Origin of the sequence: Prauserella isguenensis, from assembly GCF_014191605.1 — a bacterium.
Taxonomy (GTDB): domain Bacteria; phylum Actinomycetota; class Actinomycetes; order Mycobacteriales; family Pseudonocardiaceae; genus Prauserella; species Prauserella isguenensis.
In genome coordinates this window covers 1-25,269 of sequence record NZ_JACHWU010000006.1, presented here as the reverse complement: position 1 = coordinate 25,269, position 25,269 = coordinate 1, and the positions used below count along the sequence as shown (strand labels likewise).

Below are 25,269 nucleotides of genomic sequence, written 5' to 3'. Positions count from 1 at the left end.
CGAGTCGGCCGACGGGGTCGTTGGCTCGTACCGCCGCGGGACCCGCGGGCGGCGGGATACGGTACCGGCATGACGTCCCGTACCGGTCTCGGCGCCACGCCCCGCACAGCGGGGTGGAGCGACTGGCGCAGACCCCGGCCGGATCCCGCGATCCAGCGTTCGGACGTGCTGATCACGGCAAGCGTGTTCGCAGGCATGGTGCTCGCCGTCCTGGCCATCAACGGCATGGGGGCCCAGGTCTTCGGAACCGCCCCGTCGCTGGCCGAACAGCTGGTCTGGGGCACGGCGCTGTCGTTGCCGCTCGTGGCGAGGCGGCGGTTCCCGTCCGCGGTACTGCTGTTCGTCGGCGCCGTGTTCATCGCCGCGCAGGCGCGCCAGATCGGGGACAACAGCGTGCCGTCGGTGTGCGTGTTCCTCGCCAGCTACAGCGTCGGCGCGTGGGAGCGCAACCGCAGACTCGCGCGCTGGTCGCGGCTCGCGGTGATCATCGTGATGTTCCTCTGGCTGGCCTACTCGTTCGTCCAGGCCATGGCGGGGGACGTACCCGAGTTCCCCGGGTCACTGGGGCCGTTCGATCCGGTGCTGGCCTCGGTGGTCTACAGCACGCTCTTCAACGGCGTGTTCTTCGCCGCCGCGTACTTCTACGGGAACATGGCCTGGGAAACGGCGCGCCGCAGGGCCGAGCTGGAACAGCGCAACGACGAGCTGCAGCGCTCCCACGAGGAGAACCTCCGCGGCGCGCTCGTGGCGGAGCGGATCCGGATCGCGCGCGACCTGCATGACGTCGTGGCGCACAGCGTGTCGGTGATGGGCATCCAGGCGGGGGCCGCGCGGCGGACACTGGACCGCGACCCCGTGCTCGCCGGTGAGGCGTTGCAGACGGTGGAGGAGACCGCCCGGTCGGCGATCGGCGAGCTGCGCGGCCTGCTGGGCGTGCTGCGGTCGGAGCCGGACCCGTCCGCGGTCGGCGACGCCGTCCGCGAGGGTGGGGAAGCGAGCGGGGACGGCACTGCGAGTGGGGGCGAGGTCACGGACGTGGCCGACCCGGCAGGCGGTGGCTCCGGGGAGCGGAACGCACGTGCCGCCTCCCCGGGACTCGCCGACATCCCCGACCTCGTGTCCAGAATGGACGTGGTCGGGATCGTGGCGGGGTACGGCGTGTACGGCCAGGAACGGCCCGTTCCGGACGCCGTGGCGCTGTCGGCCTACCGCATCGTGCAGGAGGCGCTGACCAACGTCTCGAAACACTCCGGCGCCGAACAGGTCGACGTGCGCGTGCGGTACCTGGCGAGCGCGCTCGAAGTCGAAGTCGTCGACGACGGGTACGGCAGGTCGTCGGCGGGCGGTAGCGGCCTCGGCCAGGCGGGCATGCGGGAGCGTGTCGCGGTGCACGGCGGCGAGATCGAAACCGGCCCGCGCGAGAGCGGGCGGGGATACCGCGTGTGGGCGAGCATGCCGCTCGGCCCACGACCGGTGTCGGCCACGACGCGGGAGGAGAGCTCGTGACCGAGTCGTTGCGGGTCGTGCTGGTCGACGACCAGGATCTGGTGCGGGCGGGATTCCGCGTCATCCTGGGCGCCGAGCCCGACGTGGCGGTCGTCGGCGAAGCCGGTGACGGGCTCGAGGCGGTCCGGCTGATCGGCGAGCTGCGCCCGGACGTCGTGCTGATGGACGTGCAGATGCCGGAGATCGACGGTCTCGAGGCGACGCGCCGCATCCTCGGTGAGCAGGTGGGCTCGGCCGCCCCGACGAAGGTCGTCATCCTCACGACGTTCGACCGGGAGGACTACCTGTTCGAAGCGTTGCAGGCGGGGGCGAGCGGGTTCCTGCTGAAGAACGCGTCGCCGGAGGACCTCGTCGAGTCGGTGCGCATCGTCGCCCGCGGGGACGCGCTGCTGTCGCCGGAGGTCACGCGGCGCGTGATCGCACGGTTCAGCGGTACGGCCGCCGCGCCTGCGCCCGCGACCAGACCCGACGTCCTGACCGAACGCGAGTACGAGGTGCTGGTCATGCTGGCCAGGGGCGCCTCCAACGGGGAGATCGCCGAGCGGTTCGTCGTCAGCGAGGCCACCGTCAAGACCCACGTGTCACGGGTGCTGACGAAACTGGACCTGCGCGACCGGACACACGCCGTGGTGTTCGCCTACGAGAACGGGATCGTCGCCCCGGGCACACCGTGACCGCCGGTCCGGGCCGCCGGGGTCATCCGCGAGGGTGACGTCGGGGATACATCGCGGGCCTGACGCGTGCGGGAGCCCCGCGCGCCTAGCCTGCTCGTATGTTGAAGGTGAATGGCGTCAGCCGGAGCTTCGGCGACCACCGGGTCCTCGACTCGGTGTCGTTCGACGTGAAGCCCGGCCGGATGACGGGGTTTCTGGGGGCCAACGGCGCCGGCAAGACCACCACGATGCGGATCATTCTGGGGGTCCTCAAAGCGGACGCGGGCTCGGTGACGTGGAACGGGGAACCGGTCACGCAGGCGGTGCGGCAGCGGTTCGGCTACATGCCGGAGGAACGCGGCCTGTACCCGAAGATGAAGGTCGCGGAGCAGATCCAGTGGTTCGGCAGGCTGCACGGTATGCCGGCGGCCAAGGCGGCGGCGAACACCGAGCGGCTGCTCGAGGAACTCGACCTGCACACACGGGCGGGCGACAAGCTCGAAGCGCTGTCGCTCGGCAACCAGCAGCGCGCGCAGATCGCCGCCTCGCTGGTGCACGATCCGGACCTGCTGATCCTCGACGAGCCGTTCTCGGGGCTGGATCCGATCGCGGTCGACACCGTGCTGCGGGTGCTGCGGCGGCGTGCGGCCGACGGCGCTCCCGTGCTGTTCTCGAGCCATCAGCTCAGCGTGGTCGAGCAGCTGTGCGACGACCTGGTGATCATCTCGGGGGGTGACATCAAGGCCAGCGGTGAGCGGGACGAGCTCAAGCAGCGCTACGGCACGCCGCGGTACGAGATCGTCGTCGGCTCGGACGCGGGGTGGCTGCGCGATGTGCCGGGCATCAGGGTGACCAGTGTGGACGGTCCGCGTGCGGTGATCGAGCCCGCGTCGGCCGAGGGATTCCGCACCGGCGGCGAAGCGCTGGACCAACGGATCCTGCAGGAGGCCATGCGCCGCGGCGAGGTCCGTGCGTTCACGCCGGTCGTGCCGTCGCTCAACGAGATCTTCAAGGAGGCGATCTGATGACCAGCGTCGAGGAGCGGACCTCCGTGGAGTCCGGCAACGCAGGCGGCCTGACGTTCATGCAGGCCACCTGGCTCGTCGCGGAACGCGAGATCAAGGCGTTCCTGCAGATGAAGGGCTTCTGGATCGGGCTCGCGACGATCGTGATCGGGCTCTTCGCCGCGTCGATCCTGCCGAACGTGTTCGGTGGCGGGGACACGAAGGTCGCCGTGACGAGCGCCGAGGTGGCGCAGACGCTCGAGGCAGGCCCGTTCGACGTCGAGCGCACCGACGACGCCGCCGCGGCGGAAGAGCTGGTTCGCAGCGAAGAGGTCGAGGCGGCGGTCGTACCGGACACGACGGGACAGTCGCCGACGGGCGTCGAGGTCGTCGCGCTCGAGAACCCGCCGAGCGACCTCATGGCGTCGCTGGGGGCGCCGCCACCGGTGAACCTGCTGGACCCGGGTGACGTCGGCGAGGGCGAGAAGCAACTCGTCATCATGGTGTTCGCGCTCGTGTTCATGATCTTCGCCATGGGAGGTACGGCGATCGCGCAGAGCGCGGTCACCGAGAAGCAGACCCGGGTCGTAGAGATCCTGGTGTCGACCCTGCCGGTGAAGTCGCTGCTGGCGGGCAAGATCGCGGGCCACACGCTGCTCACCATCGGCCAGGTGGTCGTGCTGGCCGTCGCGGCACCGATCGCGTTGCAGGCGGGTGACAACGAGGGACTGTTGCAGGTCATCCTGCCCGCGCTCGGCTGGTACGTGCCGTTCCTGATTCTCGCGTTCCTGCTGCTGTCGTCGATGTGGGCGGTCGCCGGGTCGTTGGTGAGCAGGCAGGAGGACCTGGGCTCGACGATGGGCCTGGTCATGATGCTGGTGTTCGGCCCGTACATGGCCGTCATCTTCCTGTCCGACAACGAGACGGCCATGGCGGTGCTGTCGTACGTGCCCTTCTCGGCCGCCATCGCGATGCCGGTGCGCCTGTTCACCGGTGACGCCCAGACGTGGGAGCCGTTCGTGTCGCTCGGCCTGATGGCCGTCATGATCGTGCTGATCATGGCTGCGGCCACCCGGCTCTACGCGGGCTCGGTGCTGCAGACCGGCGGCAAGGTCAAGCTGTCCCGCGCGTGGTCGGCCGCGTCGGACTGACCACCCGCGACGGCGGTCCCCGGCCGAGTACACGGCCGGGGACCGCCGGGCGTGGTGGTCCGCATCAGGCGAAGGGAACGCCCGCGTCGACGAGGCCACGAAGCCGAGTCCGGTCGGCGCGCGCGTGCGTGCCGACCGGACGGTTGCTCGACGAGTTGGCGTGACGCGCGGTCTCAGCCGGACACCCTCAGCGCGAAGTGATTCAGGCTCGCGGGGACCCGGCCGCCGTCGAGCCGGGCACCCCCGGTCTCGTCCAACTGCGGCTCGCGATCCCGGAGGAATACGGCGAGGAACGTGGCGGTGGTGAACAGGACGACATCCCTGCCGGGGCACGCCGCGGGACCGGCGCTGAACGGCACGAGCGCGGGCTGTGCCGCGGCGCGCCCGTCCAGCCAGACGTCGGGTGCGAACCGGTCGGCGTAGGGCAGCCGGGCGGAGTCCCTGTGGAACAACGGTGCGAAGGCGAGGAGGGTCGCGCCGTTCCGGGCCCACGCGGTGTCGGTACGCGCCTCGCGCAGCAGTGCCGGCGTCGTGGGCCACAGTCGCAGCGATTCGAGTACGCAGGCGCGCAGGAACGGCAGCTGTCGTGGGGCGTCGGCCGCTCCGTCCCGCGCTTCCTCGCGGGCACGGCGGAGCATGTCCGGATGCGCGGCGAGCAACGCCAGCGTGCGGAACGTCGCGATTCCGGCGGCATCGAAGGCGAACAACCAGTGCAGCAGCTGGCTCGCGACGGCGTCGGAGCCGGTGTGGCGCGAGCCGTGGGATCGGCCTCCGCTCCCGGCGTGGTCGGCCGCAGCGACGAGGGCGGACGCGAGGCTGCCCGGCCGGTTCGCCGCAACCTGTTGGCGGACGAGCTCGAGGAGCCGTTCCCGGTGCCGCCGGAGTTTCGGAACGAGGTAGGCCCAGTTCGCGCGCTGTCGCAACGCGGTGAGCAGATCGGTGATCTCCCGGTCGTCGACCGTGTCGCCGCCGAGAGTGATCTCCCTGACCAGCCGCCACCACGTGTCGGAGAACTGCTCCCAGCCGACGACGGTCGGGAGTCCGCCCGCGTGGGAGGCGATCGTCGCCGGCCAGCCGCCCGCGATGTGGTGCACCTCGTGTCCGGGTTGGAGAGCCTCCTCGTTCAGGTCACGGCGCTCGGCCCGCTCGCCGCCCTCCGAGATGAGCACTCCGTGCGGCTGGAACCGCCTCAGCGCGGCACGCTTCTCCAACGTCGCCGGGCTGAACGGGGCCGGTGCCTCCGCGAGCAGATGGCCGACGTCAGCGTGGTCCAGCAGGACCGTGACCGATCGTCCCGGCAGCCGGAGCTGAACGGGCCGGCCGCGGTGGTCGCGCCGGAGCTTGCGCAGCGTCCTGACGGCGAGCCGGTCCACCTCGTAGCGTTCGACCAGTTGCATCGCCGCGGGCCGTCGTCTGATCAGACCCGTCGCCACGGCCGGCAGCAACACCGTCGCGGCGACCCGCGCCGTCTCGCCGAGGGACGCCGTGTCGGCGGCCGGGTGCGGTTCGTCGGCGCGGACGGTCGCCGCGGAGGGGATCGCGTGTGCAGTCGTGGCCGGGGCTGCCGCGGCCCGGTCGGGCATGGCTCGGTCGGTCGCCGTTCGGTCGGTCGCCGTTCGGTCGGTCATGTCGCCGTGGTACCCGGCGGGGCGGCGGGCGAATCGACGCGAGCCGGTGACGGCCGCGGCCTGTTTTCGGCTGCGTGACCTCGGGAACACCTCGGACATGTCGGGCAGCAACGCAACGTGGGACCGGAGTCGCCCGCACACGGGATCCCGGGCGCGGGCGATGCTCTGTGTCGTCGGTGCCTGTTACGTCGCGCTCGGCGTCGCCGGTATGGCGAGCGGCCCCGGCAGAGTGCTGGTCTTCAGCTCGGGGCTGTTGCTCGACCTGGTGCGCGCGGGTGTCGGCCTGCTGTGTCTCACCGCACTGCACCCTCGTGCGTCGGCCACCGCGATCGGCTGGTTCCTCACCGTGGGATTCACCGCGCTCGTCGCCTACGGGGTGCCCGCGGCCATCGCCACGGACAGAGTCGACGTGGACCACGTCCTCCCGATCTCGTGGGCGGACAACGTGCTGCACCTCGCGACGGCGCTCGTGGGCTTCGCCGTCGCGATCACCCGGTACCGCGTACGCGACGTCGTGTCTCCCGGGCAGTGAGCACGGGGGCGGTTGTGCCGGCACCCGGCCGAACCCGGCGAGTGTCCCCGTGTCCACAGGAGAACCGTCCACAGTGGTAATGCCGTGCAGCACAGGGGTTTTCGCTGTCCTGTTCGAACTTTGCCGAGACGAACCGCGATCGGTCCGTTACTTTTCGGCGCAGGCGGGAAACCGGGGAGGGAAGGGCCACGAGCCGCCCGGAGGTCAGCATGCGCGGCGCACCGGAAGCGGTCGAGGACGTCGCAGCGACCAGACCTCATCCGGGAACCGGCGAATCGTCACCGGTGACGATGCTCGCCAGACCGCCGTGGCCGTGTTCGACCGGATCAGGGACGCCGTTCGCGACCGGAGGAACCGCTGAGCCGAGCGGCCGGCCGCGAACGGCCCGACCAGGAAAGGAGTGGGAGATGACGACGCCCGAAGGCGGTCATGTGACCGGCACGAAGGACAAGAACTACAACATCATCTGGTACGTCGAGTCGTGCCTGAGCAACGCGCTGCGGCTGGAGACCTACATCGGTGACGCCGAGCGTGACGGCGACGACGAGCTGGCCGAGTTGTTCCGCAAGGCGCAGGCCGACAGCCGCAAGGGCGCCGAGCAGGGCAAGGAACTGCTCAGGAAGCGCCTGTCGGGCTGACGGTGTGACGCAGGTTCCCCGGCAAGTCACGACGAGCGGCCCGGCAGGGTGGGTGCCGGGCCGCTCGCGCGTGTGGTCACGTGCCTGCGGGGTCCGGCGTCGTCATGGGCTGCGCACCTCCGGCAGGTCGGCCAGCGCGCGTTGCACCGTCTCGACCACGCGCGGGTGGCCGAGGGGCAGCGGAGGCGGCACCCGGTCCTGGTCGTCGTCGGTGCTGTGGGCGATCACCTCGACGGTGACACCTGCCCGTTCGGCCTCGTCGATCTCGGAGCCGTGGCGGCGCAGCCACGCGTCGTCGGCCTCGCTCGCGTGGCCGGAGTCGGAAACGTGGTCCGCCGCGGGGTCGACGAGCAGGACCGAGCGCACCGCGGATGTGTGCCGCCGCGCCAGGTCGATCGCGAACTCGCCGTAGGGCCCGGAGGTGACGACGTCCGTGTGCGGACGTGCGGGGCCGGCCGACGACAGCAGCCTGTCGCACTCGGCGTCGTCGCTCGCCGGAAGCCTGACCCAGACGATCTCGTGTCGGTCTGTCAGCGGTCGCCAGGTGGCGGGCAGTTCGTCGTGCTTGCCCGCCCCGGCCGGATCGAGGACGAGTACCCGCCGGTCACCTCCGTGTCCGTGCACGGTGACGGCGGGACCTTCCGCACGCAGGGGTTCGGTGTCCGACATGCCGCACGGATGCCCGGGCCGGAGAGCGGGAAAACGCCGTGGCGGCGCGGCCCTGTGAGCCGCGTAACGCGTTTACCCGGGCGCCGGTCGGGCAACGCTTGGGGGTGCCCTCTCGCAGCGGCCGGAAAGGAGCGCCTGATGCAGCAGGAGGAGTTCGACGCGGTGACACCACCGCAGGACACGGGCGCGCCGGACAGCGTCGAGGAGGATCCCGCCGCCCTGGGCAGCGCCGAGGACCTCGACGAGGACCGGTTGCAGCAGGACCCGCTGGAAGGCGGGATGGAACCACCCGAACAGTGGTCGGGCGTCGACCGCTGGGGAACGACGCCGGCTGAGGAACGTGAGGGTGAGCCGCTCGAGGAGCGACTCGCCGAGGAGGAGCCCGACACACCCGTGCCGCCCTCGCCCGAGCGGGAACCGGATCTGCCGCGAGGCCTCGACGACGAACGGAGCGAAGAGGCCGACAAGGCGGGCGGGTCGGTGGCGGACGCGATCCGCACACCGCGCCCGCCCGAGTGACCGCCAGGAGGGACCATGCGCAGGGACGAACTGCAGGACGTACTGGCCGCGGAGGGCCCGTTCGCGTGCGCGTACTTCGACGCATCGCACGACACCGAGGACGCGTCCGACCGCGTCCGGCTGCAGTGGCGTTCGGTACGGGAGCAGCTGACCGAACAGGGCGCGGACCAATCCACAGTGGACGCGATGAACCAGGCGGTCGAGGACGCGGCTCCGCCGGTCGGCACCGCGGGCCGGGCGTTGATCGCCGCGGCAGGAGACGTGCTGGTCGACGAGTGGCTGCCGTCGCCGCCGCAGACCGTCGCCGCATGGTCGGACGTGCCGCAGCTGCTGCCGCTGCTGGCGTCGATGGACAGGCCCGTGCCCTACGTGGCGGTGGTCGCCGACCGCACCGAGGCGCGGCTGAAGGCCGTGGACCACAGTGGTGAACCGGTGGCGACGGAGGACGTCAGCGGTGAGGACTACCACGTCCACAAGCCACGCGGTGGCGGCTGGTCGCATCGCCGGATCCAGCAGTACGCCGAGGAGTCGGTGAAGCGCAACGCCCGCGACATGGCCGAGGAGGCCGACCTGCTCGCGCAGAAGGTGAGCGCGCGCCTGCTCGCGATCGGCGGCGAGGCACAGACTCGGTCGGCGCTGCGCGAGGAGCTCTCGCCGCGGTGCCGGGAGATCGCGGTCGAGCTGAACGCGGGCCCGGCCGAGGGCGAACCCGACATGGACGAGTACGACACGTGGATCGCCGAGCTCGTCGAGCGGCAGCAGGCCGAGGACCGCGAGGCGGTCGTGCAGCGATATCGCGCCGCCGCCGGCAGGGGCGATGAAGCATCGTCCGGACTGCGCGAGGTGACGTCCGCGCTGCGGGACGGCCGGGTCGCCACGCTGCTGGTGGACCGCGGCGCGCTGGGTGACGCCTCCGTGCTGTGGGGCGCGGACGTGCTGCGGGTCGCCACGGGCGACGACGGACTGTCCGAGCAGAACGTGACCGAGCACCGCGCTGACGAGGCGCTGCCCGCCGCGGCGATCGCCGCCGGAGCGGACGTGCTGGTGGTCGACGGTGCCGAACTCCCGGACGGGGTCGGTGCGCTACTGCGGTACTGAGGCTTCGGCCGCGGAGGCGCGGTTGGTGCACCGAGCCGCGGGATCGCCCGGCCACCGAGTCGCCGGAATGTGGAGGGATCCGAATGAAACGCGAGAGTGATCAGCACGCGCCGTGGGTCGACGACGAGCTGGAACACGAGCTCGACGGGGCGCTCCGCGGCAACCGGCCGTCCCGGACCGATGAGCCGCGGGACCCGGAACCGCCCGCGGACGACGATCCCGACGTCGCAGGATGGTCGCCGCGCAAGGAGGACGAGACGGAGTGACGCGACCGTCGTTCAGGGCCCGCCGGCGCCCGCGCCGGCGGGCCCGTCGTCCGGGTCGCCGGTGACGCGGCTGTCGGTGATTCCCAGCCGCCGGAGCACCTCGGGCAGGTCGTCGAGCACGGGTGAGCGCAGGTCGCCGCCCATGAGGGTGGCGCGTAGGTAGAGCCCGTCGCTGATCAGGCCGAGCAGTTCGGCGGTCAGCGGGTCGTCCACGTACTCGCGGGCCAGGTCCGTCCACATGCGAAACGACGCGGCGAGGGCCTCGTCGGCCTTCGGCTCGCTGCCGATCAGCCGGAGGGTCGCCACGGATGTCCGGTGGGCCGGCTTGGCCATGTCGGCATCGGTCACCGAGGTGCCGAGGAGATACCGCACCATGCCCTCGGGGGCGGCTCTGGCATGTTCGGTGTCCTGGCTGGTGCGGTCGAGGAGCCGCTCGATGAGGCCGTCGAGGAGGGCGTCCTTCGATTTGAAGTGGTAGAGCAGGCCGCCTTTGGACACGTCCGCTCTCGCCGCGACGGCGTCCAGCGTGACGGCGGCGAGGCCCTTCTCGATCAACAGGTCCTCGTAGGCGTCGAGCACCTGTTCGCGCGCGGATGGTCGTCCCATGGCCGGACACTGTACCGCGTTGACTTGACCGTCCAGACGGTTTATTTTCCACGGGTCGGCAAACTGTACCGGCTGGACGGTCAAGAAACTGGAGGGGTTGTGGACAGGGCGGGAACGCGCGATTGGGCCGCGCTCGGGGTGCTGGTGCTGCCGGTGCTGTTGATCAGCGTGGACATGACGGTGCTCGGCTTCGCGCTGCCGTACCTGAGCGAGGATCTCGCTCCGACGGGAGCTGAGCAGCTGTGGATCGTCGACATCTACTCGTTCGTGCTCGCCGGCCTGCTCGTGCTGATGGGATCGGTGGGCGATCGGATCGGTAGGCGCAGGCTCCTGTTGTCGGGCGCGGCGCTGTTCGGTGCGGCGTCGGTGTTCGCCGCGTTCGCGGCGAGTCCGGCGATGCTGATCGCCGCGCGGGCGTTGCTCGGGGTCGGAGGCGCGACGCTGATGCCCTCGACGCTGTCGTTGATTCGCACCATCTTCGCCGACCCGGCGCAGCGCAGGCTGGCGATCGCGGTATGGGGCTCGGGTTTCTCGGGTGGCATGGCACTCGGGCCGGTGGTGGGCGGCTGGCTGCTCGAACACTTCTGGTGGGGTTCGGTCTTCCTCGTGAACGTCCCGGTGATGGCCGTGCTGCTCGTCGTCGGACCGTTGCTGCTGCCCGAGGCGGCCGACCCCGCGCCGGGTCGGTTCGACCTGCTCTCTGCGGTGCTCTCGCTGGCCACCGTGCTGCCCGTCGTCTACGGGATCAAGGACCTCGCCAAGCACGGGCTCGGGTCCGCACCGCTCGCCGCGATCGGTCTCGGACTCGCGGTCGGCGCGGCGTTCGTGCACCGGCAGCGGATGCTCGCCGACCCGATGATCGACCTGAGGTTGTTCGCCAGGCGCGAGTTCAGCGTGTCGATCGTGACCAACATGCTGGGCGTGTTCGCGATGACGGGGCTGTTGTTGCTGATCCCGCAGTACCTCCAGCTCGTACTGGGGATGCCGCCGCTGACCGCGGCGCTGTGGATGCTGCCGATGACGCTGGCGGGCGTCGCGGGGTCGCTGCTGGTGACACGGCTGGCCCGGCACGTTCCGGTGCCGCGGCTGATCGGTGCGGGCCTGCTGCTCGCCGCAGTGGGGTTCGCGCTCGTGGCCGTGCTGGGCGGCGGCGCAGGGCCGGGGATCGTCGTGTCGGCGCTGGTGCTGGTGGGGTTCGGCGTGCCCCTGTCGGAGGTGCTGACGAACGACCTCATCGTGTCGACGGCTCCGCCGGAGCGGGCCGGTTCGGCGGCGGCGATCTCCGAGACCGGCTTCGAACTCGGCGGCGCGCTGGGGACGGCTGTTCTCGGCAGCGTCGCCATGGCGATCTACCACTCCGGGGTACCCGTCGGTGCGCCGGACGCGGCCCGCGAGACGCTCGGCGGGGCGGTCGGCGCGGCGCGCGGGCTCCCACCGGAAGAGGCCGGCGCGCTGCTCGACACGGCCGCGGAGGCGTTCGTCTCGGGCATGCGGATCAGTGCGGTGGCGGGCACCGTGCTGCTCGTGCTGACCGCTGCTCAGGCGGTTCTCCTGCTGCGCAAGGTCAGGACGGACACGTCCCCGGCCGTGCCCGTCTGACACGGCCGGGGACCGTGCCGGGTGTCCACCGGGCGGCACCCGGCACGCAAGCTCAGTCCAGCACGGCGTACGCCTCGACCTCGACGAGGACGTCGGGTTCGAAGAGGTGGGCGACGTCGATGACCGACAGTGGTGGCAGCGGCGTGGGGATGCCGAGTTCCCCCGCCACCCGGTCGATCCCGGCCAGGAACGGTTCCATCAGGTCCGGACGCCAGCCGGTGGTGAAGAAGCGCAGCCGGACGACGTCGGAGAAGTCCGCGCCTGCGCCCGCGAGGCCGCGTGCGGTGTTGCGGAGCGCCTGCGCGACCTGGCCGGCGAGGTCGCCGGTCGCGACCGGCTCGCCGGACGCGTCCCGGGCGATCTGTCCGGCGACGTGGACGTGCGTGGTGCCCGTCGCGACGGACACGTGGTGATACGGCACCGGCTGGAACATGCCTTCGGGGCTGAAGGTCTGCACGGTCATGGGACACCTTTCGCGGTGAGCGGGCAGGGCCCGCGGACGGTTCTCGCCGCTGTTCGAACGTGTTGCCGAACAGGTATCCAATGGCTACCTTGTATCGAAAGGGAACTTCAACGAGACCAGGTGTCATGGACGAAACCACCGAGGTCGGCCGGCTCGGCGCCGAGCACCGCGAGCTGCTGGGGCAGGTGCTGGACAAGTGGTCGCTCGAGGTGCTCGACCGGCTGTGTGAACGACCGCGCCGGTTCAACGAGCTGCGGCGGGCGATTCCGGAGGTGACGCAGAAGTCGCTGACGGCGACCCTGCGGAGGCTGGAGCGCAACGGCATGGTCGAACGGGACATCGTGAGCACCCGCCCGGTCGGCGTCGAGTACCGGATCGCGCCGCTCGGCAAGACGCTGCAGGACCTCATCGACGCGCTGCTGCAGTGGAGTGCTGCGCGTCTGCCGGAGGTGCAGCGGGCTCGCGACCGCTTCGACGCCGCCGAGGGTTGACGAGGCCGTTCGGCGAGTGGGCCCACAGGGCGTCAGCGCAGGACGGTCGCAGCGAGGTCGCGCAGGATCTCGTCGGTCTCGCGTTCCCGGTCCGCCGCGTCCGAGGTCAGCAGCCACAGCGCCGCGCCGTCGACACCGAGCAACAACTGCCGGGCCTGCCTGACCGGGTCGCCGTCCCGGAGCGCTCCTTCCTCGGCCAGGACGTCGAGCCACCCGTGGACCCGCTCGTGGGCGCGGCGCACCGCCGACATCCACCGTGACCGGCGTTCGGGCGCCGCGTCCGGGCCCGCCACCGCCGCGACGGTGGCGGCCCATTGTTCGAGTCCGTCCGCCGGGGTGACGAACTGCCGGAGGCACTCGACGAGCCGGTCGGAGGCCGGCACGCCGTTGTCGCGGATCCGCAGGTCGCCGAGCCGGTCGTCGAAGGCCGCCTCGGCGACGGCGTCGTACAGATCGCGCTGGCTGGGGAAGTAGTGGCGCAGTGTGCTGGCCCCGACGCCGGCGCGTGCGGCGACGGTCCTCACGCTCAGCGCGGCCATGCCGCGTTGGGCGGCGATCTCCCGTGCGGCCGTCACGATGACGTCCCTGCGCCCTCCCATGTCGCTCCTCGCGTATGCCCGTTTCGTCGTGGCGGTTGTCCGGTTCGTGCTAACGTGCCGGCCGACACTAGTACAGTGTACTAATTCATGCGGCGACGGTGGTCGCGCATTCTGCGGGGAAGAAGGGACCGAGGGGCGACATGATCAGCAGTGTGCAGGAATGGGCGTTGTCCCTTCCGTGGTTCCTTCACTGGGTCGGAATCCTGGTGCTCGGGGCGATCCCGTTCGTCGAGTCGTACTTCGGGTCGGTCATCGGAGTGTTGTCGGGGCTGTCGCCGTTCGTGGCGATCCCGGTGGCGATCGGCGGCAACGTCGTGTCGATGCTGGCGTTCGTGTTCGGCGCACACGCGGTGCGAGGGCGTGTCATGCGGGACAGGGAACAGGCCGCGCTGTCGCCGCGGCGGCAGAAGGTCAAGGAACGGTTCGACAGGTACGGCGTGGCCGGAGTGAGCCTGCTCGGGCAACTGGTTCGGCCCAGTCAGATCACGTCGGCACTCATCGTGTCGTTCGGCGCCTCCAGGAACCGCGTGATCATGTGGCAGGTCGTCTCGATCATCATGTGGGGCGTGGTGTGTGGCGTGCTGGCCGTCTACGGCGTCGATGTCTTCGCCTGACGTCCGCTTCGCCTGAGTCCGTAGGGAACGTCGCCGACGGGCGACGGCGTACGATCGGCGGCCGGCGCCGAGCTCAGTGGTAGGCAACAACAGTGGCAGGCAATAACAGCGCCACGGAACCGGCAGCGCCACGGAACCAACAGTGCCAAGGAACCAACAGCGGCACGGAACCGACAGCGGCGCAGCAGAAACGGTGGCACGGCGCCGCGAACAATCGGACACAGCCGAGAACAAGCAGTACCCGCGCCAGCGGTACCCGAGCACAGCAAGGTGGGCACATGACCGTACGTACGGCCGTTATCGGCTTCGGACTCGCGGGGCGGGTTTTTCACGCGCCGTTCGTGGATCACGACGAGTCGTACTCGTTGGATTTCGTCGTCACGGGTAATGAGGATCGTGCTCGTGAGGCGCGGGAGTCGTATCCGGGTGTGACGGTGCTGCCCGACACGGCGGCGTTGTTGGCGCGGGCGTCCGATGTGGATCTGGTGGTGGTCGGGACGCCGCCCGCGACGCATGCGGAGATCGCGGGCGAGGCGTTGGATGCGGGTCTGCATGTGGTGGTGGACAAGCCGTTCGCGACGACGAGTGAGCAGGGGCGGGCGTTGATCGAGCGTGCGCGCCGGGCCGGGCGGGTGTTGACGGTGTATCAGAACCGCCGTTGGGACGGGGATTTCCTGACGCTGCGGGAGTTGGTCGAGTCCGGTGAGCTGGGTGAGGTGCACAGTTTCGAGTCGCGGTTCGAGTGGTGGCGACCCGGGGGCGGGCGTGGCTGGAAGGCCAGCGCGAGTGTGGCCGAGGGCGGCGGGATCCTGTTCGATCTGGGTACGCATCTGATCGATCAGGCGGTGCAGTTGTTCGGCGGGGTCGAGGATCTGTGGGCCGATGTGACCACGCGGGGCAGCGACAACGCCGACGACGATTCGGTGGTGGTGTTGCGGCATGCGGGTGGTACGCGGTCGCGGTTGATCATGTCGGGGTTCGCGGCGCTGCCGGCGCCGCGGTTCCACGTGCTGGGGTCGCGGGGCGCGTTCACGATCTGGGGTCTGGACCCGCAGGAGGACGCGCTGCGCGGTGGGGCCCGGCCGGGCGATGCTGGGTTGGGTGTGCGCGGTGAGGAGCAGTGGGCCACGGTCGGCACGCGGGTCGAGTCGCGGCGGGTCGAGCCGCGGCGTGGTGACTACGGCGGGTTCTACGCACGGCTCGCGGAGGCGATCGCCGGCACCGGCGAGGTTCCCGTGGACCCGAACGACGCGGTCGAGGTCCTCGAACTCGTCGAACGCGCGCATCGCTTCGCGGCTCGCTGACCCGCAGGGACTCGAACACCCCGATGTGCCTTCCGTTCGCGCCACGGCCGCCGCTCCGGCGACTGTGGCGCTGACCGGGGGCAACAGGGACATCAGGGACACCAGGGACATTACTGACGGCCCCGGCCCCGGCGCCGGTGTCGTCGCCGTCGTCGGAGGATCGGCGCGATTACGGCCATCGCCGGCAATATCGGGCGCAGCGGCGAAACCGTGTGGGTATCAATCGCTCCGTCAAGAAGTATTGGCGTCGAACGTGTGCCGTCCATCACCGTTGCGGGTGGCGCTTCTCCCAACGACGGGACGAATGGATGCACACTCGACGTCACACGCCGGTCGCGCTCGTGGCCGCCGCCCTGCTCGTGCTCTCCGGCTGCGGAGGGGGTGAGGATCCGGCCCGCAGCGACGCTCCGCTCGACGTGGTGGCCCTGTCCACCTACGGCACGGGCACCGCGACGTTCGCCGACGTGGCGGCCGTCGCGGACGCCGTCACCGCGGCAGACGGGACGCGGTTCCGGATCATTACCTCCGGTACGGCGATCGGCCGGATGCTGCCCCTCAAGGACGGTCAGACCCAGTTCGCGCGCGTCGGCGACGAATACATCTTCGGCTTCCGCGCCGAGCACGAGTTCGCCGACGAGGACTGGGGGCCGCAGCGGACTCGAGTGGTCTGGGGCCCGACCGCACCCCACAGTTGGATGGCCAGGGACGGGTCCGGTATCGAGGAGGCGGCCGATCTCGAGGGCAAACGGATCCCGCGGATCACGGCCAATCCCTCGGTCAACCAGAAGACGCGGGCGATGCTCGCCACGGCCGGCCTGACCTGGGACGACGTCCGTCCTGTCGACATCGGCTACGGCGAGCAGCCCGACGCGCTCAAGGCGGGCAAGCTCGACGTGCTGTTCCAGCAGGTGTACGGCTCGTCGCTGGCGGAGCTGGAGTCGACGACCCCGGTGCACTGGCTGGACTTCGACGCCGACGACCCGCGTACGCAACGGGCCGTCGAGAAGAACGTGCCGTCGGTCGAGTTGCGCCCGTTCAGCGGGGCGCCCGGCCAAGAGGAGGGTGGGTCGAACACCGCGTTCTGGTACGCGGTACCGATCATCACCTACGCCGAGACCTCCGACGTGGTCGCATCCCAGCTCGCACGGTCCATCGTGGACAGCTACGACACCTACCGGGACGCGACGTCGACCACGGACCTGTGGTCGACCGATCACGCGATGATCGAGCCGGTCGAGGTGCCGTTCCACCCCGGACTGATCGACGTTCTCGAGGAGGAGGGCGTGTGGACCGCGAAGGCTCAGCGACGGCAGGAGGAGTTGCTGGCGCAGGAGAAGCGCCTCCACCGCGGCTGGCAGCAGGTGAAGGGGTCGGAGAACCTCGCGCGTGACTGGGCGGCCTGGAAGAAACAGCACCTCGAGGAGGCCGGCGATGCGTGAGGCGACCGAGGACGACCCGCCGAGCGAGCACGACCCGGCGGGCGGCGACCCGCGGCGCGACCATGACCCGGCGGGCGACGGTGCGGTGCGGACGGGCGACGGGCCGGAGCCCGCCCGGCTCACCGGCGTCGAGTGGTTCTGGGCGGCGGTCGCCGTGACGTTGACCGTCGGCGGGGTTCTGGTGGTGCTGAACCAGATCTTCTTCTGGAACCCGGGCGGGTTCACGCTGCTGCTGAACGCGTTCCTGTACGTCGTCCTGGCGTGCTTCCTGTCGCAGGTGTTCATCCTGGTCAGAGCACGCAGGTCCGACGAGCGCTCCCGGTTCTCGGTGCCCTGGTACGACGCGGTGCTGGCCGCGGTGTGTGTCGTGACCAATCTGTACTTCGCCGTGCACGCCGAGCGGATCTCGCTGGAGGGCTGGGACTACGCGGCCCCGCCGGTCGCGGTCGTCGGATCGTTCGTCCTGTGGCTGCTGGTGCTCGAGGCGCTGCGCCGGACGGCTGGACTCGTCGTCACGGTCATCGCGGGTGCGTTCTCGCTGTACCCGCTGATCGCCGAGCGAATGCCGATCGGGTTCCTGCAGGGCGTGCCGTTCCCGATCGAACGCGCGGCGACGGTCCACGCGCTCGGGCCGGACTCGATCCTCGGGCTGCCGCTGCAGACGGCGGGAGCGATTCTGATCGGCTTCCTGGTGTTCGGTGTCGTGCTGCAGCGCACGGGCGGAGCGGAGTTCTTCATCGACCTGGCGCGCAGCGTTTTCGGCCACGCCCGCGGCGGTTCGGCCAAGGTCGCGGTCACCAGTTCGGCGTCGATGGGCATGATGAGCGGGTCGGCGGTGTCCAATGTGCTCACCACCGGACCGATGACGATCCCGGCGATGAAGCGGGCGGGATACCCCGGCAGGTACGCGGCGGGCATCGAGGCCACCGCCGCCACGGGCGGGTCGATCACCCCGCCGATCATGGGTACGGCAGCGTTCCTGATGGTGTCGTTCCTCGGCATCCCGTACTCGGAGGTGGCGCTGGCGGCCGCGGCGCCGGCCCTGTTGTACTACGTGGGCGTGTTCACCCAGGTGGACGCCTACGCCGCCCGCGCCGGACTGCGTGGTGAGCCGCGGTCGGTGCTGCCGAAGGCGCTGGCGACGCTGCGGACCGGCTGGCCGTACCTGTTCGCGCTCGGTGCGCTGATCTTCCTGCTGGTGTGGCGCAACGACGAAGCGCAGGCACCGTTCATCGCCGCCGCCGCACTGCTCGCCATCGGACTGCTGAGGCCGCGCAACCGCCTCGGCGTTCGCGGCCTGCTCGCCGTGGTGGTCGACTCGGGACGGTCGATCGCCGAGATCGTCGGAATCATCGCCGGTGTCGGACTGATCGTCGGTGCGCTCTCGATGTCGGGCGCGTCGCTGTCGTTGGCCCGCGAACTCGTCGCTGCCGTCGGCGACAACGTGCTGCTGATCCTCGTCGCCGGTGCGATCACGTGTTTCGTGCTGGGCATGGGAATGACGGTGTCCGCGGTGTACGTCTTCCTCGCGATCGTGATGGCACCCGCGCTCGTCGAACTCGGGGTGAACCCGGTGGCGGCACACCTGTTCGTCATCTACTGGGCGGCGGCCTCCTACATCACGCCACCGGTCGCGCTGGCCGCGTTCGCGGCGGCGGGGATAGCCCGCACGTCACCGATGGCGACGGCGGTCACGGCGATGCGTCTGGGCGCGGCGAAGTACGTCGTGCCGTTCTGTTTCGCGCTCAACCCGGCACTCGTCGCCCAGGACGACGTCGGCTCGGTGCTTCAGGCCGTCGGGCTGGCGATCGTGGGCGTCTTCGCGATGGGCGCCGCGTTCGAGGGATACGCACCGCTGGTCGAGGTGAGGATGCCGGGATGGACGCGGGTCGTGGCCCTGGCCGCCGGTGCGGCGTTGCTGCTGCCGGAGACCGTGTCGTCGTTGACGGGCCTGCTGGCCGTGGTCGCACTGTTCGGAGGGATCCGGGTGGTCCGTGGACGCGAGCCCCGGGTGGACGGCGGGGTGCCGGCCGCGCAGGCAGCCGGCGAACCGGAGCCGTACGAGCCGGCCGGGTCCGCGCCCGATGTCCGGCGGGACGGCGACCCGGAGGTGCGCACGTGACGGGGTCGAAGGTGACGGGGTCGAAGGTGACGACGCTGCGCGAGGCCGTCGCCGAGCACGTTCGGGACGGGATGACCGTGGCGCTGGAAGGCTTCGGACACCTGATCCCGTTCGCCGCGGGACACGAGATCATCCGGCAGCGCAGGCGCGACCTGACGGTGTGCCGCATGACGCCGGACATCCTCACCGACCAGCTCCTCGTCGCGGGCTGCGTGAGCAGACTCGTGGCCTCCTTCTTCGCCAGCGGCTCGGCCGGGTCGCTGCACGAGATCCGGCGCAGGGTCGAACGCCACGATCCGGCGCCGCTGGAGACCGAGGAGTACTCGCACTACGGCATGTACTGCCGGTACGAGGCCGGTGCGAAACGGTTGCCGTTCCAGCCGTTGCTGTCCTACGTGGGCAGTGATCTGCCGGAGCTGAACCCGCGGATCCGCGCCGTCGAGAGTCCCTACGGCGAGGGCAAGGTGTACGTCGTGCCGCCCCTCAACCCGGACCTGACCATCGTGCACGCCCAGCGCGCCGATCCCGAGGGCAACACGCAGCTGTGGGGTATCACCGGTGCGCAGGCGCCCGCCGCCTACGCGGCGTCGGCCGTGATCGTGACGGTCGAGGAGGTCGTCGAGCCCGAGGTCGTGCGCGCCGATCCGAACCGCACGCTGATCCCGGCGCACGCGGTCGACGTGGTCGTCGAGGTGCCCGGCGGGTCGCACCCGTCGTACGCGCAGGGCTGCTACGACCGCGACAGCGCCTTCTACCGGGAGTGGACGCCGATCAGCAGGGACAGGGAGGCGGCGCTCGCCTGGATCGACGAGTGGATCCACGGCACCGCCGACCACGCCGCGTATCTCGCCAAGCTCGGACGACCGCGCTGGGACGGACTCCGTGTCGCACCGGCACCGTCCGGTTCGGTCTCCTACGGACGGAGGAAGGGATGACGGCCGACGCGCACTCGCCGGACGGTGCGGCACCCACCGCGGCGCCGTCCGTCGCGGACGGGACCGCCACGGACCGGGCCACGGGCCGCTCCACCGTGGCGCTGTCCGACGTCCCGCCGCACAGCGCGGAGTTCCTCGCCACCGTGGCCGCGCGTGAGCTGGCCGGGCGGAGGCGGGTCTTCGCCGGGGTGGGACTGCCGACCCTGGCGGTGGACCTGGCCAGGCGCACCATCGACCCGAATGTGGAGCTCGTCTACGAGTCCGGCGTCGTCGGCGCGCACCCGGAGGCGATGGCCGAGGGAATCGCCGACTCGGTGCTCGTCTCGGGCGCCGAGGCGATGCTGAGCATGGACGCCCTCTTCGGCTACGTGCTGCAGGGCGGACACGTCGACGTCGGATTCCTCGGCGCCGCCCAGGTGGACCGGATCGGCAACATCAACACGTCGGTGATCGGCGACTGGCGGCGCCCGGAGGTGCGGCTGCCCGGATCGGGCGGGGCGAGCGACATCATCGCCTCCGCTCGCGAGATCGTCGTCGTGCTGCGCCGCCACGACCCGCACGCGCTGCCCGCGGAGGTCGACTTCTGCACGTCGCCGAGTCCCGCCCGGGCGCGGCGGCAGGAGGGCTTCCACCAGCCGGCGGGCGCCGGTGTCACCACGGTGATCACCCCGCTCGGCATCCTGCGCAGACCGGACCGCTACGGCGAACTGGAACTGGCGGCGGTCCATCCCGGAGTCACCGTGGCCGAGGCGACCGGCAACGCGGGCTGGGACCTGCGGGTGCGGGCCGATGTGGCCGAGACGCCGCGTCCCCGTACCGAGGACGTCCGGCTGCTGCGGGAGGAGATCGACACGGTGCGGCTGTACCTGCGGTGACGGCGGGCCGGTCACGGTCCGGCGTAGCCCTCCGGTGTGGGCAGTGCGATCTCGGACAGGTCGAGGACCCGGTCGACGGCAGGCGTGGTCTCGGCACGCCAGATCAGCCGGGCCAGCGCGTCCTCCCTGCCGCCTTCGAGCGGGATGACCGACAGGCCGGTGGTGATCACGTTGCGGAACGCGGTGTCCACGGTCAGCGTGAGTCCCACTCCGGCGGCGACGAGTGCCATCAGGGTCCAGGTGTCGGGGCCCTGCTGGACGACCCTCGGGGTGAACCCGGCCTGCTCGGCCTTGCGCATCGCGGTGTCACGCAGCGACGATCCGCTCGCGGCCTCGAGGAACACCCACGACTCGTCGACGAGCTCCTCCATACCGACCGATTCTCGTCCGGCGAGCGGGTGCGATTCGGGTACGACGATGACGAAGTGATCGACGCGGACTACTCGCGAGCACATGCCGGGCGGCGTGGCGTCCCAGCGCACGATCGCCATGTCGAGCGTGCCGTCGGCGAGCTGGCCGATCGCCTCGGAGCCGTAGGTCGTGCTGCTCAGCGCCAGCTCGATGCCCGGCTGGTCCTGCCGGACGCGCTGGGCGAGCGCGCTGATCAGCGGGTGCGACGACGGGCCGGCGAAGCCGATCGAGACCGTGCCGACCGCCCCTTCGCCCGCGTGTGCGACCGCCCGTTCGGCCGCGTCGAAGGCGCGGACGATGTCGTAGGCGGCGGGTACGAGTGCCTCGCCCTGCGGGGTCAGGCTGACGCGCCGCGTGGTGCGGTCGAACAACGGCGAGCCGAGGTGGCGTTCGAGTTGCTGGATGGTGCGGCTCAGCGGCGGCTGGGCGATGTGCAGTCGTGCGGCGGCCCTGCCGAAGTGCAGTTCCTCGGCGACGGCGAGGAACGCCTTGACGTGGTGGAGGTCCATCGGGCGTCTCCTGGCTCCGGCCCGCCGGTCGCGGCAGGGCCCTCGGTCGTCCCAGCGGACGGTCGTACGCGCGCACCGACTCGCCTCGGATTGATGCGTGCGGTCGCATCGGTACCATACCGATTACGCCATTGTCGGGTATCGATCGCCTTGGCAGGATCGTGGGCATGGTCGACACCGCCGCCGAGGTCCCTCCGGCCCTGCCGCTCGAGGGAGTCCGCGTGGTCGCGCTGGAACAGGCGGTCGCGGCGCCGCTGGCCACGCGCCACCTGGCCGACCTGGGCGCCGAGGTGATCAAGGTCGAGCGCGTCGGCGAGGGCGATTTCGCGAGGGCCTACGACGACACGGTGAACGGGATCGCCTCGCACTTCGTGTGGCTGGGCCGCGGGAAGAAGTCCGTCGCACTCGACGTCAAGTCCCGGTGCGGCGGGCGGCTGCTGGCCGACCTCATCGGCACCGCGGACGTGTTCGTGCAGAACCTGGCGCCCGGTGCCGCCGCCCGGCTCGGACTCGGCTCCGACACGTTGCGGGGGCGCGATCCGCGCCTGGTGACCGTGGACCTCAGCGGCTACGGCGACCGCGGCCCGCACGCCGACCGCAAGGCCTACGACATGCTGGTGCAGGCCGAGAGCGGGCTGGTCTCGATCACCGGAACGCCCGAGCAGGCCACCAAGACCGGCATCCCCACCTCCGACATCGCGGCGGGCATGTACGTCCTCACGGCCGTGCTCAGCGCACTGCTGCGGCGGGAACGCACGGGCGTGGGCGCGAGCCTGGACGTGTCGATGTTCGACGCGACGGCCGAATGGCTCGGCCATCCCATGTACGTCGCGATGTACGCCGGCAGGCAGTTGCCCCGGCTCGGGCTCAGCCACGCGGCGATCGCCCCGTACGACGCCTATCCGACGAGCGACGGCCGGGTGCTGATCGGGGTGCAGAACGATCGCGGGTGGCAGGCGCTGTGCCGCGAGGTCTTCGCCGACGACGCGCTCGCGGCCGATTCCCGGTTCGTGACGAACGTGCTGCGGGTGCAGTATCGGGGCGCGTGCGATGCGGAGGTCGGCGTGCGCACCGCGCGGTTCGACACGGCCACCCTGGAGGCGCGGCTCGCCGAGGCCGGCGTGGCGGCGGCGCAGGTCAACGACATGGCCGGGCTCATCGGCCATCCGCAACTGTCCGAACGCGACCGTTGGCGGGAGGTGCGCACCGAGAACGGCCCCGTGCGGGCGCTGTTGCCGCCGATGACCTTTCGTGACGTCGACCTCGTCATGGGCGACGTGCCCGCGCTCGGCGAGCACACCGACGAGACGCTCACCGCTCTCGGCGTGCAGGCCGGGGAGCTCGACGACCTGCGCGCCGACGGAGTGATCCAGTGACCGACAGGGAGGCCACCGCCATGACCACCACGCCCGACCCGATGTCGACACCCGGCCCGGAACAGGTCGGCGACGAGGACTTCGCCGCGATCCTCGCCGCCACGCGTGACTTCGTACGCAGCCGGGTGGTGCCGCGGGAGAACGAGATCGCCGAGGCCGACGCGATCCCGGACGACCTGCGCGCGCAGGTCGCCGACATGGGCCTGTTCGGCTACGCCATCCCGCAGGAGTGGGGCGGTCTGGGCCTGAACCTGACCCAGGACGTCGAACTGGCCATGGAACTGGGCTACACCTCGCTGGCGCTGCGGTCGCTGTTCGGCACCAACAACGGCATCGCGGGCCAGGTGCTGGTCAACTACGGCACCGACACGCAGAAGGCCGCGTGGCTCGAGCGGATCGCCTCCGGAGACGTGGTCGCCTCGTTCGCGCTGACCGAACCGGGTGCCGGATCGAGCCCCGCGGGGCTGCGCACGAAGGCCGAGGCCGACGGCGACGACTGGGTGATCACCGGCGGCAAACGGTTCATCACGAACGCCCCGATCGCGGACCTGTTCGTCACGTTCGCGCGCACACGTGAGGCCGAGGGCAACGATCCCGGCATCGCGGTGTTCCTGGTCCCCGCCGACGCGCCCGGCGTCCAGGTGGGGCCGAGGGACCGCAAGATGGGGCAGGAGGGTGCCTGGACGGCCGACGTCACGTTCGACGGCGTGCGGGTCCCGGCCGACGCGCTCGTCGGCGGGTCCGAGGAGGTCGGGTACAAGGCCGCGATGATGTCGCTGGCCCGCGGCCGGGTGCACATCGCCGCGCTCGCGGTCGGCGCCGCGCGGCGGGCACTCGACGAGTCGGTGGCCTACGCGACGGGTGCGACGCAGGCCGGCGCGCCGATCGGCGGATTCCAGTTGGTCCAGGCCATGCTGGCGGACATGCAGACGGGTGTGATGTCGGGTGAGGCGCTCGTGCGCGAGGCGGCGCGGAAGTATCACACCGGCGAGGACCGACGGATCGCACCGTCGGTGGCGAAGCTGCACTGCACGGAGATGGTCGGCAGGGTCGCCGATCTGGCCGTCCAGGTGCACGGGGGCACCGGGTACATGCGTGAGGTGCCGGTCGAGCGGATCTACCGCGAGGTACGGCTGTTGCGCCTGTACGAGGGCACGAGCGAGATCCAGCGGCTGATCATCGGGGGTGGTCTGGTCAAGGCGGCGCAGCGCGCCGCCCGGTGACGTCCCCGTCGCCGCAACCGCCTGCGTGTCACCGGCCACCGGGCGAACCCACGTGGGTGTGGTCGACCGCCACTCGGACTCCGTCCCGGTCATGAGGCGCTCAGCTTCCCGCGGCAGGCCGCATCACGGGGCGCAGGCGACCGGGACGTCACACCGCGGGGCGGCGGGTCAGCGCCGGAGCAGTCCCTCCGCGATCTCACGGCCTTCGGTGAGCAGGCCCGCACCGTAGATGCGGTGGTGGGCGAACGCGCCTTCCAGTAGCAGGAACAGGTGGTCGGCGAGTCGGCCGGGTTCGGGGGTGTCCGGCAGGTCTTCGGCGATGAGGTCGGCCAGCCGTTTCCACACCAGGTGCTTGTGCCGCCGGATGACCGGGTAGGCGGGGTGGTCCTCGGCGAGCTCGGCGGCCGCGTTGAGGTAGGCGCACCCTCGGGTGATGGTCCTGGCGTCCTCGGCGTAGACGTCGAAGAACACCAGCGCCCGTGGCGTCTCCGCGGCGGCGATGGCGGCTTCGAGGACGGGCCACCAGGTGTCGTGCCGATGTTGGAGGTAGGCGGCGACGAGACCGTCCTTGTTGCCGAAGTTCTTGTAGAGGATCGGCTTTGTGACCTTCGACTCGGCGGCGATGGTGTCGACGCCGACCGGGTGGATGCCCTGTTCGTAGAACAACCCCGACGCGACCTCGAGAATCCGGCGCGCGCCGGGGGTGAGGTGGTCGAGATCGACGCGCTGCTCGTCCACACCCGCTCCTTGACTTGACGAAATCTGTATACCTAGCCTGGCCGCCGCCTGGTTACTGATCTGTATACCGGGTTGGTGGGCGTTGTGGCACCCCGCCGGGCCCGAGGAGTGGCCGAGTATGCCCGCGCCGCACGCCGAGACCGCGGGCCGGGCCCTCCGGCGCAGGGGCGAACCGGGCCGGCGCCGACGCCGGCCTGTCGAGACGTGTTCGAACAGGAGTTGTTGTCGTGGCTTCGGAGGTAGAAGCGGAATCGGGTGCGGCGGATGGGTCGCGTGGGGTTCCGCGGGCGCGGTTGTCCAG

General features: G+C 70.9%; 26 protein-coding genes. 19 read left to right on the top strand and 7 right to left on the bottom strand.

Features of this window, described 5'->3' with window-relative positions; translation table 11 throughout:
- Window positions 1-69 precede the first annotated feature (69 nt).
- The 4 genes from FHS23_RS19650 to FHS23_RS19635 all read left to right on the top strand — a co-directional run bounded on the left by FHS23_RS19650 (window position 70) and on the right by FHS23_RS19635 (window position 4,314).
- Window positions 70-1,506 carry a sensor histidine kinase gene (locus FHS23_RS19650; protein WP_183658183.1) on the top strand — a complete coding sequence of 479 codons (1,437 nt, stop codon included), beginning with the start codon at window positions 70-72 and terminating at the stop codon, window positions 1,504-1,506.
- Window positions 1,503-2,180, top strand: coding sequence for a response regulator (locus FHS23_RS19645; RefSeq protein ID WP_183658180.1), 678 nt, complete (start codon window positions 1,503-1,505; stop codon window positions 2,178-2,180). Before FHS23_RS19650 ends, FHS23_RS19645 begins: the two co-directional genes overlap by 4 nt.
- Before the next feature lie 98 nt (window positions 2,181-2,278).
- A complete protein-coding gene (locus tag FHS23_RS19640; protein ID WP_183658177.1) occupies window positions 2,279-3,184 on the top strand; it encodes an ABC transporter ATP-binding protein in 906 nt (301 codons plus the stop codon).
- Window positions 3,184-4,314, top strand: coding sequence for an ABC transporter permease (locus tag FHS23_RS19635; protein WP_183658174.1), 1,131 nt, complete (start codon window positions 3,184-3,186; stop codon window positions 4,312-4,314). The genes FHS23_RS19640 and FHS23_RS19635 overlap by 1 nt, the downstream gene beginning before the upstream one ends.
- 173 nt (window positions 4,315-4,487) lie before the next feature.
- On the opposite strand, the gene FHS23_RS19630 is transcribed toward FHS23_RS19635, so the two are convergent.
- Window positions 4,488-5,942 carry a cytochrome P450 gene (locus FHS23_RS19630; protein ID WP_246382488.1) on the bottom strand — a complete coding sequence of 485 codons (1,455 nt, stop codon included), beginning with the start codon at window positions 5,940-5,942 and terminating at the stop codon, window positions 4,488-4,490.
- Between the two features lie 160 nt (window positions 5,943-6,102).
- On the opposite strand from FHS23_RS19630, the gene FHS23_RS19625 reads away from it, so the two are divergent.
- Window positions 6,103-6,474, top strand: a complete 372-nt coding sequence (locus tag FHS23_RS19625) for a DUF4383 domain-containing protein (protein WP_183658171.1) — start codon at window positions 6,103-6,105, stop codon at window positions 6,472-6,474.
- Window positions 6,475-6,881: 407 nt separating this feature from the next.
- Complete coding sequence (locus FHS23_RS19620; protein WP_183658168.1) at window positions 6,882-7,112, top strand: hypothetical protein; 231 nt, start codon at window positions 6,882-6,884, stop codon at window positions 7,110-7,112.
- A 102-nt stretch (window positions 7,113-7,214) separates the two neighbouring features.
- Here FHS23_RS19620 and FHS23_RS19615 read toward each other — a convergent pair whose 3' ends face one another.
- Complete coding sequence (locus FHS23_RS19615; RefSeq protein ID WP_183658165.1) at window positions 7,215-7,781, bottom strand: hypothetical protein; 567 nt, start codon at window positions 7,779-7,781, stop codon at window positions 7,215-7,217.
- A gap of 138 nt (window positions 7,782-7,919) precedes the next feature.
- Between FHS23_RS19615 and FHS23_RS19610 the strand changes: the two genes are divergently transcribed.
- The 3 genes from FHS23_RS19610 to FHS23_RS19600 all read left to right on the top strand — a co-directional run bounded on the left by FHS23_RS19610 (window position 7,920) and on the right by FHS23_RS19600 (window position 9,664).
- On the top strand, window positions 7,920-8,300 hold the full coding sequence (locus FHS23_RS19610; protein ID WP_183658162.1) for a hypothetical protein: 381 nt from the start codon (window positions 7,920-7,922) through the stop codon (window positions 8,298-8,300).
- A gap of 15 nt (window positions 8,301-8,315) precedes the next feature.
- Window positions 8,316-9,398: an Rv2629 family ribosome hibernation factor gene (locus FHS23_RS19605; RefSeq protein WP_183658159.1), complete on the top strand. Its 1,083-nt coding sequence runs from the start codon at window positions 8,316-8,318 to the stop codon at window positions 9,396-9,398.
- Between the two features lie 83 nt (window positions 9,399-9,481).
- Window positions 9,482-9,664: a hypothetical protein gene (locus FHS23_RS19600; RefSeq protein ID WP_183658157.1), complete on the top strand. Its 183-nt coding sequence runs from the start codon at window positions 9,482-9,484 to the stop codon at window positions 9,662-9,664.
- A gap of 12 nt (window positions 9,665-9,676) precedes the next feature.
- On the opposite strand, the gene FHS23_RS19595 is transcribed toward FHS23_RS19600, so the two are convergent.
- Window positions 9,677-10,270 carry a TetR/AcrR family transcriptional regulator gene (locus FHS23_RS19595; RefSeq protein WP_183658154.1) on the bottom strand — a complete coding sequence of 198 codons (594 nt, stop codon included), beginning with the start codon at window positions 10,268-10,270 and terminating at the stop codon, window positions 9,677-9,679.
- A 72-nt stretch (window positions 10,271-10,342) separates the two neighbouring features.
- On the opposite strand from FHS23_RS19595, the gene FHS23_RS19590 reads away from it, so the two are divergent.
- On the top strand, window positions 10,343-11,869 hold the full coding sequence (locus FHS23_RS19590) for an MFS transporter (RefSeq protein WP_425501156.1): 1,527 nt from the start codon (window positions 10,343-10,345) through the stop codon (window positions 11,867-11,869).
- A gap of 52 nt (window positions 11,870-11,921) precedes the next feature.
- Here FHS23_RS19590 and FHS23_RS19585 read toward each other — a convergent pair whose 3' ends face one another.
- Window positions 11,922-12,332 (bottom strand): RidA family protein, encoded by a 411-nt coding sequence (locus tag FHS23_RS19585; RefSeq protein ID WP_183658146.1) that lies wholly within the window; start codon window positions 12,330-12,332, stop codon window positions 11,922-11,924.
- A gap of 125 nt (window positions 12,333-12,457) precedes the next feature.
- On the opposite strand from FHS23_RS19585, the gene FHS23_RS19580 reads away from it, so the two are divergent.
- Window positions 12,458-12,823, top strand: a complete 366-nt coding sequence (locus tag FHS23_RS19580; protein ID WP_183658143.1) for a winged helix-turn-helix transcriptional regulator — start codon at window positions 12,458-12,460, stop codon at window positions 12,821-12,823.
- 32 nt (window positions 12,824-12,855) lie between these two features.
- Here FHS23_RS19580 and FHS23_RS19575 read toward each other — a convergent pair whose 3' ends face one another.
- Window positions 12,856-13,422, bottom strand: a complete 567-nt coding sequence (locus FHS23_RS19575) for a TetR/AcrR family transcriptional regulator (protein WP_183658140.1) — start codon at window positions 13,420-13,422, stop codon at window positions 12,856-12,858.
- Window positions 13,423-13,562: 140 nt separating this feature from the next.
- Between FHS23_RS19575 and FHS23_RS19570 the strand changes: the two genes are divergently transcribed.
- From FHS23_RS19570 to FHS23_RS19545, 6 genes are all read left to right on the top strand, one after another.
- Window positions 13,563-14,036 (top strand): hypothetical protein, encoded by a 474-nt coding sequence (locus FHS23_RS19570; RefSeq protein ID WP_183658137.1) that lies wholly within the window; start codon window positions 13,563-13,565, stop codon window positions 14,034-14,036.
- 278 nt (window positions 14,037-14,314) lie between these two features.
- Complete coding sequence (locus FHS23_RS19565; protein ID WP_183658134.1) at window positions 14,315-15,340, top strand: Gfo/Idh/MocA family protein; 1,026 nt, start codon at window positions 14,315-14,317, stop codon at window positions 15,338-15,340.
- Between the two features lie 308 nt (window positions 15,341-15,648).
- Window positions 15,649-16,779, top strand: a complete 1,131-nt coding sequence (locus tag FHS23_RS19560; protein WP_183658131.1) for a TAXI family TRAP transporter solute-binding subunit — start codon at window positions 15,649-15,651, stop codon at window positions 16,777-16,779.
- On the top strand, window positions 16,772-18,901 hold the full coding sequence (locus FHS23_RS23370) for a TRAP transporter permease (protein ID WP_183658128.1): 2,130 nt from the start codon (window positions 16,772-16,774) through the stop codon (window positions 18,899-18,901). The genes FHS23_RS19560 and FHS23_RS23370 overlap by 8 nt, the downstream gene beginning before the upstream one ends.
- Window positions 18,898-19,836: a CoA transferase subunit A gene (locus FHS23_RS19550; protein ID WP_183658535.1), complete on the top strand. Its 939-nt coding sequence runs from the start codon at window positions 18,898-18,900 to the stop codon at window positions 19,834-19,836. The genes FHS23_RS23370 and FHS23_RS19550 overlap by 4 nt, the downstream gene beginning before the upstream one ends.
- Entirely contained in the window at window positions 19,833-20,711 is an 879-nt protein-coding gene (locus tag FHS23_RS19545; RefSeq protein WP_183658126.1) for a CoA-transferase subunit beta, read from the top strand. Before FHS23_RS19550 ends, FHS23_RS19545 begins: the two co-directional genes overlap by 4 nt.
- Before the next feature lie 11 nt (window positions 20,712-20,722).
- Here the strand turns inward: FHS23_RS19545 and FHS23_RS19540 are convergent, their stop codons facing one another.
- Window positions 20,723-21,631, bottom strand: coding sequence for a LysR family transcriptional regulator (locus tag FHS23_RS19540; protein WP_183658124.1), 909 nt, complete (start codon window positions 21,629-21,631; stop codon window positions 20,723-20,725).
- Between the two features lie 167 nt (window positions 21,632-21,798).
- On the opposite strand from FHS23_RS19540, the gene FHS23_RS19535 reads away from it, so the two are divergent.
- Together FHS23_RS19535 and FHS23_RS19530 are read left to right on the top strand one after the other, a co-directional pair.
- Window positions 21,799-23,007 carry a CaiB/BaiF CoA transferase family protein gene (locus FHS23_RS19535; RefSeq protein ID WP_183658121.1) on the top strand — a complete coding sequence of 403 codons (1,209 nt, stop codon included), beginning with the start codon at window positions 21,799-21,801 and terminating at the stop codon, window positions 23,005-23,007.
- 41 nt (window positions 23,008-23,048) lie between these two features.
- Window positions 23,049-24,230, top strand: a complete 1,182-nt coding sequence (locus FHS23_RS19530; RefSeq protein WP_183658451.1) for an acyl-CoA dehydrogenase family protein — start codon at window positions 23,049-23,051, stop codon at window positions 24,228-24,230.
- Window positions 24,231-24,398: 168 nt separating this feature from the next.
- Here FHS23_RS19530 and FHS23_RS19525 read toward each other — a convergent pair whose 3' ends face one another.
- Complete coding sequence (locus tag FHS23_RS19525) at window positions 24,399-24,968, bottom strand: TetR family transcriptional regulator (protein ID WP_183658118.1); 570 nt, start codon at window positions 24,966-24,968, stop codon at window positions 24,399-24,401.
- Window positions 24,969-25,269 lie beyond the last annotated feature (301 nt).

Coding starts and splice junctions, on each gene's coding strand:
- FHS23_RS19650 (WP_183658183.1), top strand. CDS start 70: ATGACGTCCCGTACCGGTCTCGGCGCCACGCCCCGCACAGCGGGGTGG.
- FHS23_RS19640 (WP_183658177.1), top strand. CDS start 2,279: ATGTTGAAGGTGAATGGCGTCAGCCGGAGCTTCGGCGACCACCGGGTC.
- FHS23_RS19635 (WP_183658174.1), top strand. CDS start 3,184: ATGACCAGCGTCGAGGAGCGGACCTCCGTGGAGTCCGGCAACGCAGGC.
- FHS23_RS19630 (WP_246382488.1), bottom strand. CDS start 5,942: ATGACCGACCGAACGGCGACCGACCGAACGGCGACCGACCGAGCCATG.
- FHS23_RS19625 (WP_183658171.1), top strand. CDS start 6,103: ATGCTCTGTGTCGTCGGTGCCTGTTACGTCGCGCTCGGCGTCGCCGGT.
- FHS23_RS19620 (WP_183658168.1), top strand. CDS start 6,882: ATGACGACGCCCGAAGGCGGTCATGTGACCGGCACGAAGGACAAGAAC.
- FHS23_RS19615 (WP_183658165.1), bottom strand. CDS start 7,781: ATGTCGGACACCGAACCCCTGCGTGCGGAAGGTCCCGCCGTCACCGTG.
- FHS23_RS19610 (WP_183658162.1), top strand. CDS start 7,920: ATGCAGCAGGAGGAGTTCGACGCGGTGACACCACCGCAGGACACGGGC.
- FHS23_RS19605 (WP_183658159.1), top strand. CDS start 8,316: ATGCGCAGGGACGAACTGCAGGACGTACTGGCCGCGGAGGGCCCGTTC.
- FHS23_RS19600 (WP_183658157.1), top strand. CDS start 9,482: ATGAAACGCGAGAGTGATCAGCACGCGCCGTGGGTCGACGACGAGCTG.
- FHS23_RS19595 (WP_183658154.1), bottom strand. CDS start 10,270: ATGGGACGACCATCCGCGCGCGAACAGGTGCTCGACGCCTACGAGGAC.
- FHS23_RS19585 (WP_183658146.1), bottom strand. CDS start 12,332: ATGACCGTGCAGACCTTCAGCCCCGAAGGCATGTTCCAGCCGGTGCCG.
- FHS23_RS19580 (WP_183658143.1), top strand. CDS start 12,458: ATGGACGAAACCACCGAGGTCGGCCGGCTCGGCGCCGAGCACCGCGAG.
- FHS23_RS19575 (WP_183658140.1), bottom strand. CDS start 13,422: ATGGGAGGGCGCAGGGACGTCATCGTGACGGCCGCACGGGAGATCGCC.
- FHS23_RS19570 (WP_183658137.1), top strand. CDS start 13,563: ATGATCAGCAGTGTGCAGGAATGGGCGTTGTCCCTTCCGTGGTTCCTT.
- FHS23_RS19565 (WP_183658134.1), top strand. CDS start 14,315: ATGACCGTACGTACGGCCGTTATCGGCTTCGGACTCGCGGGGCGGGTT.
- FHS23_RS19560 (WP_183658131.1), top strand. CDS start 15,649: ATGCACACTCGACGTCACACGCCGGTCGCGCTCGTGGCCGCCGCCCTG.
- FHS23_RS23370 (WP_183658128.1), top strand. CDS start 16,772: ATGCGTGAGGCGACCGAGGACGACCCGCCGAGCGAGCACGACCCGGCG.
- FHS23_RS19545 (WP_183658126.1), top strand. CDS start 19,833: ATGACGGCCGACGCGCACTCGCCGGACGGTGCGGCACCCACCGCGGCG.
- FHS23_RS19540 (WP_183658124.1), bottom strand. CDS start 21,631: ATGGACCTCCACCACGTCAAGGCGTTCCTCGCCGTCGCCGAGGAACTG.
- FHS23_RS19535 (WP_183658121.1), top strand. CDS start 21,799: ATGGTCGACACCGCCGCCGAGGTCCCTCCGGCCCTGCCGCTCGAGGGA.
- FHS23_RS19530 (WP_183658451.1), top strand. CDS start 23,049: ATGTCGACACCCGGCCCGGAACAGGTCGGCGACGAGGACTTCGCCGCG.